At 31.8% G+C, this 18,666-nt stretch carries 21 protein-coding genes; 2 read left to right on the forward strand and 19 right to left on the reverse strand.

Annotated features, from left to right (window positions below):
• Positions 1-10: 10 nt before the first annotated feature.
• Complete coding sequence (locus K8354_RS15255) at positions 11-370, forward strand: hypothetical protein (protein WP_223442431.1); 360 nt, start codon at positions 11-13, stop codon at positions 368-370.
• Positions 371-766: 396 nt separating this feature from the next.
• Here the strand turns inward: K8354_RS15255 and K8354_RS15260 are convergent, their stop codons facing one another.
• The 3 genes from K8354_RS15260 to K8354_RS15270 form a co-directional block, all read right to left on the reverse strand.
• Positions 767-1,153, reverse strand: a complete 387-nt coding sequence (locus K8354_RS15260) for a hypothetical protein (RefSeq protein ID WP_223442433.1) — start codon at positions 1,151-1,153, stop codon at positions 767-769.
• 503 nt (positions 1,154-1,656) lie between these two features.
• Positions 1,657-2,022 (reverse strand): arsenate reductase family protein, encoded by a 366-nt coding sequence (locus K8354_RS15265; RefSeq protein ID WP_223442435.1) that lies wholly within the window; start codon positions 2,020-2,022, stop codon positions 1,657-1,659.
• A gap of 31 nt (positions 2,023-2,053) precedes the next feature.
• Positions 2,054-2,248, reverse strand: a complete 195-nt coding sequence (locus tag K8354_RS15270; protein ID WP_223442437.1) for a hypothetical protein — start codon at positions 2,246-2,248, stop codon at positions 2,054-2,056.
• Positions 2,249-2,737: 489 nt separating this feature from the next.
• On the opposite strand from K8354_RS15270, the gene K8354_RS15275 reads away from it, so the two are divergent.
• Positions 2,738-4,705 carry a heavy metal translocating P-type ATPase gene (locus tag K8354_RS15275; RefSeq protein WP_223442440.1) on the forward strand — a complete coding sequence of 656 codons (1,968 nt, stop codon included), beginning with the start codon at positions 2,738-2,740 and terminating at the stop codon, positions 4,703-4,705.
• Positions 4,706-4,742: 37 nt separating this feature from the next.
• Here K8354_RS15275 and manA read toward each other — a convergent pair whose 3' ends face one another.
• The 16 genes from manA to K8354_RS15355 form a co-directional block, all read right to left on the reverse strand.
• Positions 4,743-5,948, reverse strand: coding sequence for a mannose-6-phosphate isomerase, class I (manA, locus tag K8354_RS15280; RefSeq protein WP_223442442.1), 1,206 nt, complete (start codon positions 5,946-5,948; stop codon positions 4,743-4,745).
• Positions 5,949-6,021: 73 nt separating this feature from the next.
• Positions 6,022-6,777, reverse strand: coding sequence for an SDR family NAD(P)-dependent oxidoreductase (locus K8354_RS15285; protein ID WP_223442449.1), 756 nt, complete (start codon positions 6,775-6,777; stop codon positions 6,022-6,024).
• A 238-nt stretch (positions 6,778-7,015) separates the two neighbouring features.
• Entirely contained in the window at positions 7,016-7,948 is a 933-nt protein-coding gene (locus K8354_RS15290) for a hypothetical protein (protein ID WP_223442451.1), read from the reverse strand.
• Between the two features lie 125 nt (positions 7,949-8,073).
• Positions 8,074-8,523 (reverse strand): hypothetical protein, encoded by a 450-nt coding sequence (locus K8354_RS15295; protein ID WP_223442454.1) that lies wholly within the window; start codon positions 8,521-8,523, stop codon positions 8,074-8,076.
• A 578-nt stretch (positions 8,524-9,101) separates the two neighbouring features.
• Positions 9,102-9,968: an ATP synthase F1 subunit gamma gene (gene atpG / locus K8354_RS15300; protein ID WP_223442457.1), complete on the reverse strand. Its 867-nt coding sequence runs from the start codon at positions 9,966-9,968 to the stop codon at positions 9,102-9,104.
• An 8-nt stretch (positions 9,969-9,976) separates the two neighbouring features.
• Positions 9,977-10,336, reverse strand: coding sequence for a four helix bundle protein (locus tag K8354_RS15305; RefSeq protein WP_223447697.1), 360 nt, complete (start codon positions 10,334-10,336; stop codon positions 9,977-9,979).
• A 43-nt stretch (positions 10,337-10,379) separates the two neighbouring features.
• Positions 10,380-11,957 (reverse strand): F0F1 ATP synthase subunit alpha, encoded by a 1,578-nt coding sequence (gene atpA / locus K8354_RS15310; RefSeq protein WP_223442475.1) that lies wholly within the window; start codon positions 11,955-11,957, stop codon positions 10,380-10,382.
• A gap of 21 nt (positions 11,958-11,978) precedes the next feature.
• Entirely contained in the window at positions 11,979-12,536 is a 558-nt protein-coding gene (gene atpH, locus K8354_RS15315; RefSeq protein WP_223442478.1) for an ATP synthase F1 subunit delta, read from the reverse strand.
• 6 nt (positions 12,537-12,542) lie between these two features.
• A complete protein-coding gene (locus tag K8354_RS15320; RefSeq protein ID WP_223442481.1) occupies positions 12,543-13,043 on the reverse strand; it encodes a F0F1 ATP synthase subunit B in 501 nt (166 codons plus the stop codon).
• 128 nt (positions 13,044-13,171) lie between these two features.
• Complete coding sequence (gene atpE / locus K8354_RS15325; RefSeq protein WP_027076586.1) at positions 13,172-13,360, reverse strand: ATP synthase F0 subunit C; 189 nt, start codon at positions 13,358-13,360, stop codon at positions 13,172-13,174.
• A 36-nt stretch (positions 13,361-13,396) separates the two neighbouring features.
• On the reverse strand, positions 13,397-14,533 hold the full coding sequence (atpB, locus tag K8354_RS15330) for a F0F1 ATP synthase subunit A (protein WP_223442485.1): 1,137 nt from the start codon (positions 14,531-14,533) through the stop codon (positions 13,397-13,399).
• An 80-nt stretch (positions 14,534-14,613) separates the two neighbouring features.
• Positions 14,614-15,003 carry a DUF6168 family protein gene (locus tag K8354_RS15335; protein ID WP_223442487.1) on the reverse strand — a complete coding sequence of 130 codons (390 nt, stop codon included), beginning with the start codon at positions 15,001-15,003 and terminating at the stop codon, positions 14,614-14,616.
• Positions 14,996-15,241, reverse strand: coding sequence for an AtpZ/AtpI family protein (locus tag K8354_RS15340; RefSeq protein ID WP_223442489.1), 246 nt, complete (start codon positions 15,239-15,241; stop codon positions 14,996-14,998). Before K8354_RS15340 ends, K8354_RS15335 begins: the two co-directional genes overlap by 8 nt.
• Positions 15,177-15,629 (reverse strand): bactofilin family protein, encoded by a 453-nt coding sequence (locus K8354_RS15345; RefSeq protein WP_223442492.1) that lies wholly within the window; start codon positions 15,627-15,629, stop codon positions 15,177-15,179. Before K8354_RS15345 ends, K8354_RS15340 begins: the two co-directional genes overlap by 65 nt.
• Position 15,630: 1 nt before the next feature.
• Positions 15,631-17,844 carry a type IX secretion system periplasmic lipoprotein PorW/SprE gene (gene porW, locus K8354_RS15350; RefSeq protein WP_223442495.1) on the reverse strand — a complete coding sequence of 738 codons (2,214 nt, stop codon included), beginning with the start codon at positions 17,842-17,844 and terminating at the stop codon, positions 15,631-15,633.
• Between the two features lie 122 nt (positions 17,845-17,966).
• Positions 17,967-18,662, reverse strand: coding sequence for an ABC transporter ATP-binding protein (locus K8354_RS15355; RefSeq protein ID WP_223442499.1), 696 nt, complete (start codon positions 18,660-18,662; stop codon positions 17,967-17,969).
• Positions 18,663-18,666: the final 4 nt, after the last annotated feature.

The raw sequence follows: 18,666 nt of genomic DNA on the forward strand, positions 1-18,666 counted from the left end.
AACAAGCACCATGAAGCTAATCATATACCCTAAAGAACAAAAGACATCTGAATCTATTCAGAACCTTATGGAATTTTATTACAGTCTAAAAATGCATCATTTGGCAAGCGACCTATTGAATAAAGGATTGTCGCCAGAACAAATTTCAAATGCCGTGTCGATGGCTATTAAAATAGCCCAATCCTCGGGTATTGGAACTCAAAAGCATTTTATGCCTGTTTATAGTTCCATAGATCAACAAATAATTAAGGATTGTAAGCTTTCTGCTATAGGGTATGGATTGGTATTGATGAATGCAAACCCAAATTTAGCAGTTGTAGGAGACTTTCAAGTAAGTTTATTAAAGAAATTTATGATGATAGAAGATTAATTTTAAATACTTATGAGATATCGTTATACTCCATAATGATATCTCATTTTTTACTTTTAAAAAGATTTTTTATATTAATTGGTCTTCCAAATGAATGTTTGTAAATTTAAAATCAATTTTCTTGAGATGCTTTAGAAAATAAAAGCATAGCATTCGTTGCAGTTATTTATGGTATGGATATAGAAAGGAAATGAAAAATAATTTAGTCAGATATTTTAATGTTTATTTCGAACTACACAATTTTAGATATATAATGCCGCAAAAAATTGTCTTTTTTCCTTACTCTCTACAAAAAATGACGGCAACGAAAGCTACGCTCATACTTTTTAAATTTCAATGAATTAAAAAAATAACACTCATTTATTTACGCGGCAGCATACATTTAAATGGGTATTATTACATATACTTCGTTAAAAATCTAAAAAAATCTTTTTTAAGTTCTGCGTAAATTTGCCTTTGTGTTTCCATGTCTTTTCTGCATTTCAAATGCTTTTTTGTTAATTGCACATCCAAAGCATTTTTTCCTGTTTTACTTTGCCCAGCAATGCGTGTTTCATGTTCCTCGATATTTTCTTGCAAATCTTCGATAACACCGCCATGAAATATAAATTCATTTTGATAATGCTCTAATTGAGATAAAACCTCTTTATCCGTCCAGCGTGTTACCAATTCACTCAAACGATTATTAAAAGATTTTAATTCATCTCTCCAAAAGGCGAGTTCTCCTTTCCATTGTGTATGCTCAAAATGCATATTAGAATTAAATAAAACTTCTGTGATCATAATAGTATATTTTTAATAATATCAAGCTCAAAGATTGTATTTTATCGATTCATTAAAACTGATCTTAGTCATTTTTGAAAATTTTAATACAAAATCATCTACTATCAATTCTATTTTGAAATTACTGTAAAATAAAATGATGCTTTTTCTTGATAGAAAATCATTGTTGTCCGATAAAAGATAAAAAGACCGCTTTCGTTGTTAGAATCAAGAACAAAGACTTGAATGTAACTAACTGAAAAACAGTGTTATTACGATTTTAAATTTTTCCATACATCATAAATTCTAAAGCGGTTTTAATAGCAAGGTGTACTACTTTAAAAACTCTTGAAAATCAAGACTATCAATACTTTAAAACACTTTAGCTAATTTTAATCGGACAACACTAATAGAAAATAGAAAAATAAAGCATAGCATTCATTACGGATTCTTTTTATGTTGCAATAAAAAGGAAAAAAGAGCGTCTTATTGCGGTCATTTCAATGCAGAATTGGTGTCATCATCTAAATTTTAATAATATCCGTAGGCGTTTCAATCAAAATAGTTTTGTCTCCTCTTAAAGCGATCGGTTGCTTCATAATCTCTGGATGATGTTGTATCATTTTTATCCAGTCCTCAGTTGAAAAATTATGAGGTTCAAAATTTGATGTATAAGAAGGATGTTCTTGGTTTACCAAATCGCTTACCGCCAAATGCAACCTATCTGAAAGTTCTACAATTTGTGTTCCAGTAAGCTTTGTTTTTAAAATATCTATTTCTTGTATTGGTAAACCCTCAGCTTTGGCATAAGCCAATGTTTGTTTTGCTCTGACAGATTTAGAGCTGTAAAACAAGGTAATCTGTCTGTTTGAAGTGGCTATTTCTCCCATAATTTCATCGATTTATCCGTTTTGTTACCCCTTAAGTATGATGCTTTAGCAACTCTTTTAGGCTTTCTAAATACTCTTGCAAAACTTGTTTATTGATATGTGGATATTTACTTTCGGGAAGCGTAACTGGGTTTTCATCCAAATTACGATAGAGCTCTGGATATTTAGTTTCAATAACCGAAGTAAGTTCCGATATTTCTTTTAGAATATATTGTAAATCTTCCATAATGTATAATGTTCTTTAATCTATTTAAAATTGGTGTATAATTAATTGTATACGGATATTAAATTCATAATTCAGAGCAAATACCAATAGTTTTTGCTTGTTAAGAGGATAAACCTTTTTACAAAATAAATATAATTAAGTGGGCGTGTTTATAAAATGACCTGCATCATTTACAAATACATCATCAAACATTTACTTTGCAGTATCATTATTTTTAAATGATTAATTGTATGAATTATACCATAATCGGCAATATCGTTGCGCATAAACAAGCTATTTTTACTTCCAAAAAACAAATGCATCCTTTGGTATCAAAAGCAATTAAATAGATATTCCAAACCTAGTTGAATTATCTCTAAATTCCTTTACTGTTATTTTAATACGATGTTTTATGAATTTTCTTGGAATACCATCAAGTTTATATTCATCTAAATTTATACATATACTCTCAGAATAAATTTTAAATTTGATATATACAAAATTTATGTCATGAATAAGCAAGAAACCCATCATCATAAAGGAATTGAGATTTTTGGAAAAAAAACAGAACTCTATTTTGCGGTTTTATGCGGACTATTTCTAGTTATTGGTTTTCTTATTGCAACGTTCACTGCTTTACCCTTTTGGTTTTCTCTATCCTGTTATCTTATCTCTTATTTTTTTGGAGGTTATTTCATTTCCATTGAAGCATTCCAAAAAATTATAAAAGGGGGTTTTGATATCGATTTTTTAATGATTGCGGCGGCGGCTGGTGCTGCATATATAGGGAGTTGGGCAGAAGGCGCATTACTTTTATTTCTTTTTAGTTTAGGGCATGCTTTAGAGCATTATGCTATGAATAGGGCTAAAAAATCTATCAAGGCTTTAGGAGAATTATCACCCAAAATAGCACTTTTAAAAAAAGACGGAAAACTTACAGAAATTCCCATAACAAACTTAAAAATTAACGATATTATTGCTGTAAAACCGAACACAAAAATTGCAGCAGATGGCGTAATTATTAAAGGAAGTAGTAGCTTAAATCAGGCTCCCATAACTGGAGAAAGTATGCCTGTTGATAAAACATATATTGAAGATATTGATAATTTACCGGCGTTTAATGACATCGATAAAAAACATATTGTATATACAGGAACCATAAATGGAGATAGCAGTTTAGATGTTTTAGTACTAAAATTAAGTAAAGATTCTACCGTTTCTAGATTAATTAAAATGGTGAGCGAAATTGAAACTCAAAAATCTCCCACCCAAAGAATTACTAAAAAATTCGAAAAATATTATGTACCCATTGTAATTGTAAGCGTCTTTTTATTATGTTTTACATACTTAATAATTGATGAGAATTTTGAGCAAAGTATTTATAGGGCTATTACCGTTTTAGTTGCTGCAAGTCCTTGTGCACTAGCCATTTCAACACCTAGCGCTGTTTTGAGCGGAATTGCAAGAGCGGCTCAAAAAGGAGTACTTATAAAAGGCGGAAAAGCTTTAGAAAGTTTGGGGGAGATTACCACCATCGCTTTTGATAAAACAGGAACGCTCACAGAAGGAAAACCGAAACTGACCAACGTAATTCCTTTACATAATTTTGATGAAAAAGAATTGGTACAACTCATTCTAGAAATAGAAAGTTTAAGCAATCATCCGCTAGCAAAAGCCATCGTAAAAGACATCAAAAGTCAGTATAAAATTCTGGTAACCAACAAAGCTAGCAATGTAAATGCTATTCAAGGAAAAGGAATTGAAGCTACTTATCAACAAGAAAAAGTATTTATTGGAAACATAAAATTGATGGAAAGTGCAGAAATTTTGGTAGATGAAGTTACTATTTCTAAAATGAAGGCTCTTTTAGAAAAAGGTCATACCGTAATGCTTATCGGTCTAAAAAATAAAATTATCGGATTAATTAGTGTGATGGATCTACCTAGAAAAATGGCAGCAGATACACTTAAACGGTTAAAAGAAATAGGCATAAAGCGCATGATTATGCTTACTGGAGATCATCAAAATGTAGGTGATGCTATTGCAAAACAAATTGGACTTACAGAGGCGAAAGGAAATTTATTACCAGAAGATAAAGTAAATGCCATAAAGGTGCTTTTAAAGCGCGATGGAAAAATAGCGATGGTCGGTGATGGTGTAAATGATGCACCTGCAATGGCTTTAAGTACGGTAAGTATTGCCATGGGAGCAGCCGGTAGTGATGTTGCTTTAGAAGCTGCAGATGTTGCATTAATGTCTGATAAAATTGAAAACTTACCTTTTGTTATCGGTTTGAGCAGAGCGTCTAAAACCATTATAAAACAAAATATCTTTATAAGTTTAGCGGTAGTTTTTTTACTCGTTCCTGCAACAATCTTTGGGCTCACAAATATTGGTTTAGCAGTCGCTTTTCATGAAGGCTCTACAATCGTTGTAGTTCTAAATGCTTTACGATTATTGCGCTTTAAAACGAAATAACCTCAATTTTATAATTTATTTTTGATCACTTAACTATTTATAAAGGAGCTGTTGCTTTATAAAATATAGCATTTTTAGAAGTTGAAATTTTATAAGAAGCATTGGCAAGAATTAGCACAGAATCTCCTTTTTGGAGGTGTAACGTTGTGTTGTGTTCTGTAATCGTTGCTTCGCCTTCTAACAAAATTAAAATTTGTGCGGTTTTTGTTTCCGATTGATAATTTTGAGAAGTATTTAAAATAAGTTGACTTAATTCGAAATCTGGCGCAGGACTTCTATAAATGCGCTCAATGCCATCCGCTTGCATTTCGCCTTGCATAATATTAGGAATGGTTGGTTTGAATTCTATATGCTTTAATAATTCTGGAATATCGATATGTTTAGGCGTTAAACCACCTCGTAAAACATTATCTGAATTTGCCATCAATTCCATATTTTGACCTTCTAAATAGGCATGAGGAATTCCTGCATCTTGAAAAACGGCTTCTCCTTTGTTGGCCTTTACGATGTTAAAAAAATAAATAGAATAAATGCCTTTGTCTAAAATTGTTGTATCCGAAGAAGAATCAACGGCCTTTGCTGCCCAATAATCAGGATTTGACTTTTCTAATTTCCCTGCTTTATATGCCGGCAAAACTCGATCAATTAAGGGTTGTAATATTCGGTTATTTTCTTCATCTGACTGTTCCATGACTTTTTTGTAGAGTCCGAAATATCCCTGACTTTCAAAAACAGGCACTAAATGTGTAAATTCTGGAATATTTTTAAGTGTGGCAATTAGTTTATCTTTTGATAAAAAACCATGCAACAACCAAAACTCGCCTAATGCCACCATAATTTCTGGCTTATGGTTGTCGTCTTTATAATTTCTGTTCGCGGCATTTAAAGGAATGCCCTTTTCATTCTCTAACTTAAACCCCTTTTCTGCCTCTATTTTAGTAGGATGAACTTGTATCGATAACATTTCTTCTACGTCTAAAACTTTGAATAGAAATGATAATCTTCCAAATTTACTCGCTATTTTTTGACCTAATGATGCTATTAAATGCGCCTTTAAAAATTTGTTTAAAGGTCTTTCTTCGTTTTCAATAAGCACTTCAGAAGGTGCCTTTTCATGTGCTCCTAACCAGTATTCAGCGCATTTTTCTCCAGTAACGGCTATTCCTAATAAATTTGGAATAAATTTAGAGCCACCCCAAGCATAATTTTGAATTTTTCCTTTCAAAGGATATAATTTTGTCATGGTAGTTTGATTTAAAATTGTGTTGAAATTTGATTTCGATGTTTAAAAACATGAATATGTAAGTAAACGAAGTCTATTGATTCTTATTCAAAATGGTAGCACTAGCTTGTGCTGTTGGATACACCACTAAATCTTCGATATTTACATGATAAGGTCTGGTAATTACAAAATGAATAATATCGGCAATATCCTCTGCTTGTAAAGGCTTAAATCCTTGATACACTGTTTTTGCTCTTTCTATATCACCTTTAAAACGCACATCAGAAAACTCGGTTTCTACCAAACCTGGATGAATTGCCGAAACACGTATGTTATGTTCATTCAGATCTAACCTCATCGACTTATTTAAAGCATTTACAGCAAATTTTGAGGCACAATATACATTTCCGTTCGTGTAGACTTCTTTACCCGCAGTAGAGCCAATATTAATGATAAATCCGCTATTATTTGCTATCATTTGCGGAATTATCGCTTTAGAGACATACAATAATCCTTTTACGTTAATATCTAACATCGCATCCCAATCATCAATATTACCATCTTGAATGGTGGATAAACCATGCGCATTACCTGCATTATTAATTAAAATATCAATGTTTTTAAAGTTTTCTGGAAGTGATTTGATTGCTGCCGAAACTTCTTCTCTTTTAGCAACATCAAACTGTAAGGTAGTTACCTCTGTTATTTTTGAGAGTTCTTCTTCAAGCTGTTCCAAACGATTTTTTCTTCGTCCACAAAGCACTAATCTAATCTTATTTTTAGCAAACAACTCTGCTGTTGCTCTACCAATTCCTGAAGTTGCTCCTGTTATAAATGCTGTTTTGGTCATAAATTCTTTTATTTTTTATCCTTAGATTCTTGCTATCGTTTATCTCGATGATCAAACAAAAAACAGCAATATCAGTACAAATATAAAACTATAAAACGATAAAAAGTAGGGCTATTTTTCTTTTGTAAAAACCAATTTTTCCTGAATTTTAAGCAAAGAAAAAACCGTCCCCCTCAGGACGGTTTCCCTTTCAATTGGTTATTAAGAAATAACCAATCAAAAATCAACTAACCAAACTTTATTTTAAATTTCTTCTATTTTTTGTTTTTCTTTCTATTTTAGTACGTTTTCTGTTGTTATTTCTTACAACATCCTTTGCACTTTTAACAGTTCTTTCACCTTTTAAATATTGTACAAATCCTCTTCCAGAAAACTCATAAGTTGTGTCTGAATTTAAATGATATAAACTGATTCTACTGTCATTAATAACGCTTAATTCGAACTCTTCAATATCTCCACCATCATAAATCAATGTTAATATTTTTAAATCTTCATACCCTGTGACATCAAAGATTTCATAATCGCCTACATAATCCCAATTAATAGAATCAACTTGAGTGCCAAAGCTATCCTGAGAACTATAAAATGTTGTTATATTTTCTGGTGTAAATTGCAAATAATTTTCATCATCAAACGCATTGGGTAAACCTCCTATAGCATCTACCTTTGCCCAGGCAATATATTCTTGTAAAAAGTATTCTATATTTTCATAAAACAGTTGATCGTAATCGAAATTATTCCTGTTATATCCTATTAAATAATAACTTACATTTTGTCTAAAATTATACAATCTTATCTCATTATCCGATAAAATAGTTACTTCAAAATCATTGGCACCATCTAAATCATGATCGGTTTCTAATACACCACTAAAAGTATTATAAGTTCCTACATCGATGCCCAAACCATTCCCCGTTCTACCAATATCTACAATATTATTATTTGCATATAAAATTCCGTTGATAAACGATAAGGTAAATGCTCTTGAAACATATGGAATGTCGCCAGATCCTGTGGTTTGATGATAATCTACATACCAAATATCATATCTAGAAACTACGTCTTCTAATGACGGTTGAAAATTGTCGAATGAATCGTTATAAACCGTTGAGCATGAACTGAACATTGCTGCGCTAAGCACAATGGCTAAAAGTAGTTTTAAAGTCTTCATAAGCTGTCTATTTAAGGGTTATGCTTTATGAATATTCAAAATGTGTGCCAAAAATAATTCTTCCTCTAAAAAAGAATTTATGGATTGTTTTTAAGCGATTCAGAAGATGAAGAAAAAAGGAAACCCTATTCTTTTTCTATCCCTATAATTTTAAAGTACTTCTTTTTGCCTTTAATTCTATAGCTAATAACAGCTTCATTGTCTTTTAATTGAAAAGGCATTTCTTTTAAAATAGGGACAGCGTTTTGAAATTCCTTTACAGGGTTTTCATCAAGAATTAAATCTTGTTTCTCTTTGCTTTTAAAATAACCAAGCACCAACTTACTTTCGTTTGTATGTTTTACTTGCAAGTCCGTACTTCTTTTATCAAAAAAAACACTATCAAATTGAATCATTTTGTTTGATGTGTAAGTGATTTTCAAACTCTTTCCTTGAATACCTTGTTGCTCATCATACCAATTTTGCACCACTGCTGAAGTAATTTGAAAAGGTGGATTTTTATCAAACTTGGCAGATCCACATTTTGAGAAAGCGAGTATAACCAACAGCATAGAGAAAATATTTTTTGTTTTCATATCACGTATTTATTTCATCAAGATCAATTCTTATACCAAGATATAAAAAAGATAAGAACTATTTTTGAAGAATACATTAATTCTATGGAAACACAAAAGCGAATCAAATTGATTCGCTTTTGTATATTAGTTTGATATCTTGTGTATTCTCTTATATTTCGTCTAATTGTTCAAAGCTTCCGCAGTTAATAAATTTGACTACACTGCGTTTCGTCTAATTGTTCAACGCTTCCGCAGTTGATAAATTTGACTACACTGCGTTTCGTCTAATTGTTCAACGCTTCCGCAGTTAATAAATTTGACTACACTGCGTTTCGTCTAATTGTTCAACGCTTCCGCAGTTAATAAATTTGACTACACTGCGTTTCGTCTAATTGTTCAACGCCTCCGAAATTGATAAATTTGACTACACTGCGTTTCGTCTAATTGTTCAACGCTTCCGAAATTGATAAATTTGACTACACTACGTTTCGTCTAATTGTTCAAGGCTTCCGAAATTGATAAATTTGACTACACTGCGTTTCGTCTAATTGTTCAACGCTTCCGAAGTTGATAAATTTGACTACACTGCGTTTCGTCTAATTGTTCAACGCTTCCGCCCCACCAACAATTTCTAAAATTTCATTGGTAATCGCTGCTTGACGCGCTTTGTTGTATTTTAACAACAACTCATCTCTTAAATCAGTTGCATTGTCTGTTGCTTTGTGCATTGCCGTCATACGAGCACCGTGTTCGGATGCAAAACTATCTCTAATCGCTTTATATAATTGCGTTTTTAAAGATTTTGGGATTAACGCTAAAACAATTTCTTCTTTCGAAGGTTCAAAAATATAGTCAGAATTTACTGCTGAAGCATCTCCCTCTAAAATAGGTTTAATCGGTAAAAACTGTTCTACTTGAGGTAATTGAGTTGCTGCATTTTTAAATTGATTGTATACCAATTCAATTTTATCATAGTTTCCATGTACATACATCGCCATTAACTCTTCTGCAATCACAGCAACGTTATCAAAAGTTAAATCGTCATAAATATCATTTCTTGAATCGACAACCTTATAATTCTTAGATAAAACGGCAGCTCCCTTTTTACCAATACCAAAAATATCTACTGTTTTATCTGAATATTTTTCCGCAACCGTTTTAATAAATTCTTTAGAAATTGATGAATTAAAACCACCACATAAACCTCTGTTAGAAGTTATTACTACCATTAAAACTTTTGAAACCTCTCTTTGATCAGAATAGACTCCACCAGCATCACCCTCTAACGTAGCACTTAAATTTTGTAATAATTCAGTTAGTTTAGAAGAATAAGGTCTCATGGCTACAATAGCATCTTGAGCTTTTTTCAATTTTGCAGCAGATACCATTTTCATTGCAGAGGTAATCTGCATAGTAGAACCGATTGAGGTAATTCTGTTACGTATTTCTTTTAAGTTTGGCATATTTCAAGTTATGAATTATGAGTATAGAGTTCAGAGTTTTTAATAATTGAAACTAAAATTCTAATGAACTCTTCACATTTATTTTTCAATTCTACAGGAACATTTCTTCCTGTGGCTTTTAATATTTCTATCCAATATTTGGTTTCATCTGCTTCTTTTAAAGCAATACCAAATTTATATTTAAAATCTTTTTTACTATACCCCCTTTGTGCTTCCCTAGTATTGGCTCCAATACTTGTTCCACTTCTTAACAATTGAGAGGCTAATTCAAAATCTTTATTCTCTTTTAGAGTGTCACAAAATCTAACTATTTCGCAAGCAAACTGAAAGCTCTTGATTCTAATAGGACTTTCATTTAGTTTACTAATAATTTACAACTCTGAACTCTTAACCCTTGACCCTGAACTTGGGTTATGCGAAATGAGTAGAAATCTCTTTAGCTGCTGCTACTAAAACAGCAATTACTTCGTCTGTTAATTTACCAGCCTTTAACGTATCTAAAGTGTCTCTATGTTTTGCGTTTAAGTAATCTAGATAATCCGTTTCAAATTTCTTTACCTTATTTACAGGAACATCTTTTAATAAGTTCTTAGAACCCGCATAGATAATTGCAATTTGATCTTCTACAGTATACGGATCATTTTGTGCTTGTTTTAAAATTTCAACATTACGCTGACCTTTAGAAATTACACTCATAGTTGCCGCATCTAAATCAGATCCAAACTTTGCAAACGCTTCTAATTCACGGTATGCTGCTTGATCTAATTTTAAAGTACCTGCTACTTTTTTCATGGATTTAATCTGTGCGTTACCACCAACACGAGATACAGAAATACCTACGTTAATTGCTGGACGAACACCCGAGTTAAATAAATCTCCATCTAAGAAAATTTGTCCGTCTGTAATAGAAATTACATTTGTTGGAATATATGCAGAGACATCTCCTGCTTGTGTTTCAATAATTGGTAATGCGGTTAAAGAACCTCCACCTTTTACAATTCCTTTTAAAGAATCTGGTAAATCGTTCATTTCACTTGCAATTTTATCATCATTAATGATTTTTGCAGCACGCTCTAATAATCTTGAGTGTAAATAAAATACATCACCAGGATACGCCTCACGTCCTGGAGGTCTTCTTAATAATAAAGAAATTTCACGGTAAGCCACGGCTTGTTTTGATAAATCATCAAAAATAATTAAAGCAGGTCTTCCAGAATCTCTAAAATATTCTCCAATAGCTGCTCCAGCAAATGGTGCATATACTTGCATTGCTGCAGGATCTGATGCATTTGCCGCAACGATTGTTGTATATGCCATTGCGCCTTTTTCTTCTAACATATTTGCAATGGATGCAACTGTAGAAGCTTTTTGACCAATAGCTACATAAATACAGTATACTGGGTTACCAGCATCGTAAAATTCTTTTTGATTTAAGATAGTATCTAAAGCAACTGTAGATTTCCCTGTTTGACGGTCACCGATAATCAACTCACGTTGACCTCTACCTACAGGAATCATTGCATCAATAGATTTAATACCAGTTTGTAAAGGTTCTGTTACTGGCTCACGATAAATAACACCAGGAGCTCTTCTTTCTAAAGGCATTTCAAAGGTAACTCCTTCAATAGGTCCTTTACCATCAATAGGACTTCCTAAAGTATCTACAACTCTTCCTACAATTTCTTCACCTGCTCTTAAAGAAGCAATGCGTTCTGTACGTTTTACTGTAGAACCTTCTCTAATAGAAGTAGAAGCACCTAATAATACAACACCTGCATTATCTTCTTCTAAATTTAGAACGATACCCTCTAAACCGTTGTCGAATTCTACTAACTCACCATATTGTACGTTAGACAATCCATAAACACGAGCAATACCATCACCTACTTGTAAAACGGTACCTACTTCGTTTAACGTAGCCTTTGCTTCAAAATTTGTTAACTGTTGCTTTAAAATTGCTGATACTTCAGCTGGTTTGATACTTGCCATCTTTTATAATTTGATGTATAATTAAATTTTTGGGATATAATGACTGTTGTCAAATTCCTTTTTCAATGCATTTAAATAACTAGAGATACTTGCATCGTATTGCATATCTCCCACACGTAATATAAATCCGCCTAAAATATTTGGATTGATTTCGTTCTCTAAATTAGCTTTATCGCCTGTTAAAGCAACTATTTTTGCCAAAACTTTGGCTTCAATTGCTTTTGTTAAAGGCACTGCAGTTGTAACTTTTGCAACTTGCATATTCTTATCAAAATCATAAATAATTGCATATTGTTTAGCAATTGAATGCAACATTGCAATTCTTTTATTGTCATTTAACAAATGAAATAAACCTAAAGAGATATTGTTTATTTTACCTTTAAATATGGCATTTAAAACATTTATTTTATCCGAAGATTTTACGATTGGACTTTCTAACATTACTTCAAAATCACTATTCTCAGAAATTGTCGTAGCAATAAACAACATATCGTTGTTTACAGCAGTCTGTTCGTTAGAATCTTTAGCCAGATTTAAGATTGCTTTTGCGTATCGTAATGCTGCTCTTGAATCTTTCATATTGTTTTAATTTAAAGTAATATCTTTTAAGATTCCTTCCACCAATGCTAGTTGATCTTTCTTAGATGATAATTCTCTTTTAATTACAGACTCTGCAATATCTATTGATAAATGTGCAACACTCTTTTTTATTTCTGCTAAAGCTGCTTGTTTTTCTTGTTGAATAGAAGCTTGTGCAGTTTCAATTAGTTTGGTGGTCACTTCTTTTGCATCCTCTTTTGCTTCAGCAATCATTTTATCTCTGATGTCTCTTGCCTCCTTCATCATCGCATCTCTTTCAGCTCTTGCTTCTTTGACAAGCTTCGCATTATCTGCTTGTAAATTTTGCATTTCTTTACGGGCATTTTCTGCAGCAGCTAAGGCATCTTCAATTCCAGATTCTCTTTCTTCTAAAGATTTTAAAATTGGTTTCCAAGCAAATTTTACCATCAAAGCTATTAATGCTAGTAATAGTATTGTTGATACTACAAATAATCCTGGAGAAAAGTCGTTTAGTAAAGTTTCCATTCTATAAATAAATTAATTTCTTCTTTTGTTTAATTTTGATGTATTGATTTGAAGCAGATACATAAAAAATTTAAAAATAGGTTCTGTAACCAACCGTTACAGAACACTATTTTTTGTTTTTGTTTGGCTTATTTTCCTAAGAATAATGCACCAAATGCTAAACCTTCTAATAATGCAGCGATAATAATCATTGCTGTTTGAATTTTCCCAGTTGCTTCTGGCTGACGAGCAATACCTTCCATTGCTTTTCCACCAATTTGACCTAGTCCGATTCCTGCTCCGATTACGATTAATCCTGCGCCAATCATGTTGTACATAATAATTGTATTTATATTAAATTAAACAAACTTGTATTAATGAGCTTCTGCGTGATCATCTACCGCCATACCAATAAATAATGCTGAAAGCATTGTAAAGATATAGGCTTGTAAAAAAGCCACTAAAACCTCAATTAATGTTATAAAAAATGATAATACTAAAGACAATCCTGTTGCACCAACAACCCCTAAAGATTCTTTAAGTGTAAACATAATTGCTATTAGACTCATTACCACAATGTGACCTGCTGAAATGTTTGCAAACAAACGAACTAATAATGAAAATGGCTTTATAATTAAGGCACCGGCTAATTCTATAACCGCTAAAATAGGACGAATTAAAACAGGTACTCCTGGCATCCAAATCATGTGCATCCAATATGCTTTTGTACCACTCACCGAATAAATTACTAAGGTAAAGATTGCCAAACAAGCTGTAACCGCTAATTGACCTGTAACATTAAATCCTAAAGGTGTTAACCCCGCTAAATTTAAAACCCAGATAAAAAAGAAAACCGTTAATAAATACCCTGTAAATCTTCTATAATGTTTTTCACCAATATTTGGTCTTGCAATTTCGTCACGAACATATAAAACCAAAGGCTCTAAAACTCTTGCAAAACCTGTAGGTACTTTTTTTGTTTTGTATTGATTTGCCAATCGAGAAAACCAGAATAATAACAAGAAACCAATTAACAAGATACCAACCACACTTTTAGTGATTGAAAAATCTAAAACTTTATGAGCATTTGTAGCATGATGCGTTTCATCAAAAGAAACTGTAGAGGCATCATGATCTAATTCTAATATTTTACTATGAACTTTAGCAAACTTTAATCCCTTTTTTTCTACGATTACATGACCATCGTCATTATGATGAAATTCTGAAGACATAAAAGTTACTAAACCTTCCGAAGACCAAATAATTACTGGCAAAGGAAAACCGAAATGTTTTCTTTCTCCCTGATCTGAAGTGTATGAAAACAATGAAAAATCATGAGAGTCCTTGATGTGATGCAAAATATAAGCATCTACTTCTTCCTTCGTATTTACGCGTTCTCCATCGTTTTGACTGTCGCTGTGTTGGTCTATACTCGAAGCAAAAATTGTGGCCGAAGAAAAGGCTAAAATTGCTATTGTAAGAAACTTGATTGATTTTTGTGCAATCTTCATTGTTAAAATACGCTTTCTAAATTCGGTGCAAAGGTATGTAATTAATCAAAAGTAAAAAACATTTTTTTGTCGCTTTTTATTTATTCTTTTTTATTGAGAATTTTAGCCACAAAAAAAGCTTCTGTTAATAAAAATATGAACGCAGGTATCAGCAGTGACACTCTTGCAATTTGAGGTAAATTTTCTTCTTTAAAGATAGGCCGATAAAAGAGTGCACAGAAAAGTACGATTTTTAAGAAAAGAGTTCCTAAATAGATGAAACCAAGTTGAGAAAAAATCTTATCAACATTTGAAAATAGTTTAAAATTTACACAAACTAACAGGGAAAAACCAAGATGAAATACATACACTTGTTTCAGCGAAAATGGTAAGGTTATGGCTTGTTTCTCTATGTAATTTTGGTGTAAAGAAAAACTTAAAAAAAAGACTCCAAAAAAAAGTAGAAAATAAATAAAAATACTCTTAATCATTAATTCTATTGGCTTGTTTAATTAATGAATACATGGCTAAAAAGATGGCTAGAAGTGTAATTGTTTCTGTTAAAAAGGAAGTTTCAAAAGTACGGTCTAACCATTTGCCTAATAAAAAACCAAGGTAAATGGTAAGCCCCATTTGCAAGCCTGCTCCTGAAAGTTGAATTGCTTTATTGAAAGGCTTTTTGTTTTCCTTTTTTTTGTGGGTACCCGTTTCGTTTTGATTTTTCTCCATCCTCTTTTTTTACTTCTTTCGTACTTACTTTCATTAAACATGAGGCATTGAATGTAGCCCCTGGCTCTACCGAAAGTTTACCAACAATAACATCTCCAGAAATATTGGAGACCGCTTTTAAAGTAAGCGTTTTCTCCACATTTAATTCCCCAGAAAACCTACCTTCTATATCTGCATTTGTGGCTTCTATTTTACCTTGAACAAAACCACCACTGCCAATAATAACTCTTCCCTTTGTTTTTAATTCGCCTTCTAAAACCCCATCAATTCTAAAATCTCCATCTGAAATAATCTCTCCTTTAATTGTGGTGTTTTTTGCAATTACATTTCTTTCCATTTTGTTTGGATTGATTATTTTAGAAGTTTCCTTTTTATCTTTGTTAAACATTTTACTTGGTTAATTGTACTATAATTTCTTTAGCCTTTTTTCCTTCTTCTGTATTTCCATAACTAACGGCAACAAATTCTAACGCTATTTTATAAGATTCCTTATCTTTAATTTTACCGATTGCAAAAGCTTTTAAGAGTTCGAATTTAGGAACTAAATCTGAATTAGGAATTGTGACTACAAAAGTATTAATTTTTTCAATTACCTCTTCAAATTTAGAATCTTTGTAATCATAATACATTTTTTTATAGGCTGTTTCTACTTCATTTACGGTAACTTCTTCTTTAAAATCTGTATTTGGGTTTAAAATTACTTGCGCAAATTTGGTATTCGGATAGTCCGTAAGAATAACCTTTTTATATTTCTCCGCCTTTTCTGTATCTCCCAGATTCGTGTTAATTTGATATAAATGCCAATTGATGGGTAAAATTAATTCTTTATTCGGTTGTAAAGAATCCACTCTTTCTAACCTGATTTTTGCTAATTTTTGATTTTTAAATTGCTCTTTATAAATTAATCCTAACTCATATAAAGCTTGATTTCGATCTGTTTTTAAACTATCAATTACCTCTTTTTTTGTGGGAATTAAACTTAAATAGGCCTCTATATCGTATTTAACGTTTGCTTTTGTTACTTGCGCAACATCATCTTTTGCCGCAGTGCCAATGGTGGCTTTTTCAGACCACCTCCAGTTATCTTCTAGTTTTCTTGAACCCCAAGTTTTTTTAAAGGCTGTTTTTCCGAAACTTAAAGATTGATTATTATAAAAATACCATTTTCCTTTATCCGCAGCTTTTATACCCCCAGCAGTGTTTCCAAATGCCATTTGATTTAATCTTAATTGTGCCGCAGCTTCATCTGCCTTTTTTAATTTTTCTATATACGCTTCAAAATAATCTTTTTGATCTTCTTTTGATAAGGTTGCAATTTTAATAATACTATCATTTGTAGCAACTACTTCTTCAAACTTAATTAAGGATGCTAAATTTCTGTATTTTCTTTTAACACGTCTTATTCGGAGGTTTAAACTGTCTTTAGACACTTGTAAAACACTATCATAATAAGCACTTGCATATTGATATTCTGACTCTTTAAAATATAAATTACCTAATTTTTCGTAGGTAAATGTTTTCTGTTGATCACTACCATTTTTAGCCCTTAAAGAATTGTTGTAAAATACTTTGGCCAATTTAATGCTGTCGTTATCTTGATGCAACACCGCTGTTTGATAATATAATTCGTCTAAATACGGTCTATTATCTCTATTTTTTATCAACTTTCGCAACCTTTCTAATACCGCAATAGAAGAAGAATCATTGGTGGTATTTCTTGCCAATTCGATATTTGCATGAATGCGATATTTATAGGGTGCTTTTTTAAAATTGATTAATCTCTTGTACACTAAGTTTGCAGAATCTTTTTTATTTTCATCACTATACATCTGGCCTAAAATAAATAAATTTCTTGCAGATTGTTCTCTATTTTTTAAAGTTCTTGTTGCTAATTGCAACTGTTTTTTTGCTTTCTGTAAACTATCACTTTTTACATACGCCATTGCGAGTGCTGTATGGCCTTGTTCTTTAATTTCATCGGGTAAATTGGCCTCTAAAGTATCCCTAACCACCAATAAAAGTTTCATGGTTTCTATGGCCAATTCTTCATTATCCATTCTAATATTTGTTTTGGCTCTCCAAATTTTAGTTTCTGCAATTAAATCTGCATTCGGATATTTGGCAATTACATAATTAAATGCTTCTACCGCAGGTACAAAGCGTTGCGAATAGTACCGAGCTTTGCCTAATAAAAAATAAGCATCGTCTATTTGACTGTTGCGTTCAACTCCATAGATATTCATACCATGTTTCTGAATGGCTTTTACAGCTTTTTCTTCTGCCCTTTCAAACTTAGTTAATTCTTTCTTGTCTTCATTTCCACCAAAACCTGCTCCCGGACTGTTGTTAAAAGTGGCTACGACAATTTTGTCTTCTTCAAATTCTATCGGTTCTATGGGCAAACGTTTAAACCAATCGTCTTTGTAATTGGTGTTTATTTCTTCAAGCCCTTGTTGAAAGGCTTCTTTACCATTAAATAAAACGTTGAATTTTGTTGTTAGTGCATGAAAATTTCTATTAATAATGGTATCTTTTTTTGTACTGCAAGAAAAGATGGTTACAAAAATAATGAGGGTAAAAAATATTCTTTGAGTGTTTTTCACACGGATAAATCTAAATTAAATAGTTGTTTTTAAAAAACTAAAAGCTCTTATTGATAACTAATTTCTGATGAAAATAGTATAAATAAGAGCGTAAAAATAGTAATAAAATAAGAATAGGTTGCTTAAACAGAAAAATAGCTCTCTAATTCTTTTAATGTTTCTGTTGATGTTACAATATCTTTAACCACATTTCCTTTGTCTAAAACCACAATACGCTCGCAAACTTCGGTTACGTGGGTTAAATCGTGACTAGAAATTAAAACAGTAACTTCTCTATTTTCTGTGAGTTCTTTAATGATGGTTTTTAATCTTATTTGTGTTGTTGGATCTAAATTTGCAAAAGGTTCATCTAAAATTACCACTTGCGGATTTCCCATCATTGCAGCCACAATTCCTGCTTTTTTCTGATTTCCTTTACTTAAATCTCTTAAATATTTTTTCTTCCCAACAATTTCTCCGTTAAAAAACTCATCAAATTGAGATAAAAAACTTTTTACATCAGCTTTGTTCATACCTCTTAAATCGCCAATAAACTCAAAATATTCTTCTGCAGTTAAATACCCAATTAAAAAAGATTCATCAATAAAAGAACCTGTAAAAGATTTCCAATCTTCGCTTTCGTTTACTTGAATGTCGTGATTTATAATAGCTCCAGTTGTGGGTCTTATTAAATCTAATAAAATATTAAAGTAGGTTGTTTTTCCGGCTCCGTTATTCCCCACCAAACCAAAACTTTGACCTGTCGGAATTTCTAGAGATTCTATATGTAATACTTCTGCTTTTCCGTATTTTTTTGAAAGTTGCGTAGTTTGTATCATTTTC

It is taken from the genome of Polaribacter litorisediminis, assembly GCF_019968605.1.
In the GTDB taxonomy this organism is placed as follows: Bacteria; Bacteroidota; Bacteroidia; order Flavobacteriales; family Flavobacteriaceae; genus Polaribacter; species Polaribacter litorisediminis.

Bases quoted from the DNA above. Each gene is read 5' to 3' on its own strand.
- K8354_RS15255 (WP_223442431.1), top strand. From the start codon at position 11: ATGAAGCTAATCATATACCCTAAAGAACAAAAGACATCTGAATCTATT.
- K8354_RS15260 (WP_223442433.1), bottom strand. From the start codon at position 1,153: ATGATCACAGAAGTTTTATTTAATTCTAATATGCATTTTGAGCATACA.
- K8354_RS15265 (WP_223442435.1), bottom strand. From the start codon at position 2,022: ATGGGAGAAATAGCCACTTCAAACAGACAGATTACCTTGTTTTACAGC.
- K8354_RS15270 (WP_223442437.1), bottom strand. From the start codon at position 2,248: ATGGAAGATTTACAATATATTCTAAAAGAAATATCGGAACTTACTTCG.
- K8354_RS15275 (WP_223442440.1), top strand. From the start codon at position 2,738: ATGAATAAGCAAGAAACCCATCATCATAAAGGAATTGAGATTTTTGGA.
- manA (WP_223442442.1), bottom strand. From the start codon at position 5,948: ATGACAAAATTATATCCTTTGAAAGGAAAAATTCAAAATTATGCTTGG.
- K8354_RS15285 (WP_223442449.1), bottom strand. From the start codon at position 6,777: ATGACCAAAACAGCATTTATAACAGGAGCAACTTCAGGAATTGGTAGA.
- K8354_RS15290 (WP_223442451.1), bottom strand. From the start codon at position 7,948: ATGAAGACTTTAAAACTACTTTTAGCCATTGTGCTTAGCGCAGCAATG.
- K8354_RS15295 (WP_223442454.1), bottom strand. From the start codon at position 8,523: ATGAAAACAAAAAATATTTTCTCTATGCTGTTGGTTATACTCGCTTTC.
- atpG (WP_223442457.1), bottom strand. From the start codon at position 9,968: ATGCCAAACTTAAAAGAAATACGTAACAGAATTACCTCAATCGGTTCT.
- atpA (WP_223442475.1), bottom strand. From the start codon at position 11,957: ATGGCAAGTATCAAACCAGCTGAAGTATCAGCAATTTTAAAGCAACAG.
- atpH (WP_223442478.1), bottom strand. From the start codon at position 12,536: ATGAAAGATTCAAGAGCAGCATTACGATACGCAAAAGCAATCTTAAAT.
- K8354_RS15320 (WP_223442481.1), bottom strand. From the start codon at position 13,043: ATGGAAACTTTACTAAACGACTTTTCTCCAGGATTATTTGTAGTATCA.
- atpE (WP_027076586.1), bottom strand. From the start codon at position 13,360: ATGTACAACATGATTGGCGCAGGATTAATCGTAATCGGAGCAGGAATC.
- atpB (WP_223442485.1), bottom strand. From the start codon at position 14,533: ATGAAGATTGCACAAAAATCAATCAAGTTTCTTACAATAGCAATTTTA.
- K8354_RS15335 (WP_223442487.1), bottom strand. From the start codon at position 15,003: ATGATTAAGAGTATTTTTATTTATTTTCTACTTTTTTTTGGAGTCTTT.
- K8354_RS15340 (WP_223442489.1), bottom strand. From the start codon at position 15,241: ATGGAGAAAAATCAAAACGAAACGGGTACCCACAAAAAAAAGGAAAAC.
- K8354_RS15345 (WP_223442492.1), bottom strand. From the start codon at position 15,629: ATGTTTAACAAAGATAAAAAGGAAACTTCTAAAATAATCAATCCAAAC.
- K8354_RS15355 (WP_223442499.1), bottom strand. From the start codon at position 18,662: ATGATACAAACTACGCAACTTTCAAAAAAATACGGAAAAGCAGAAGTA.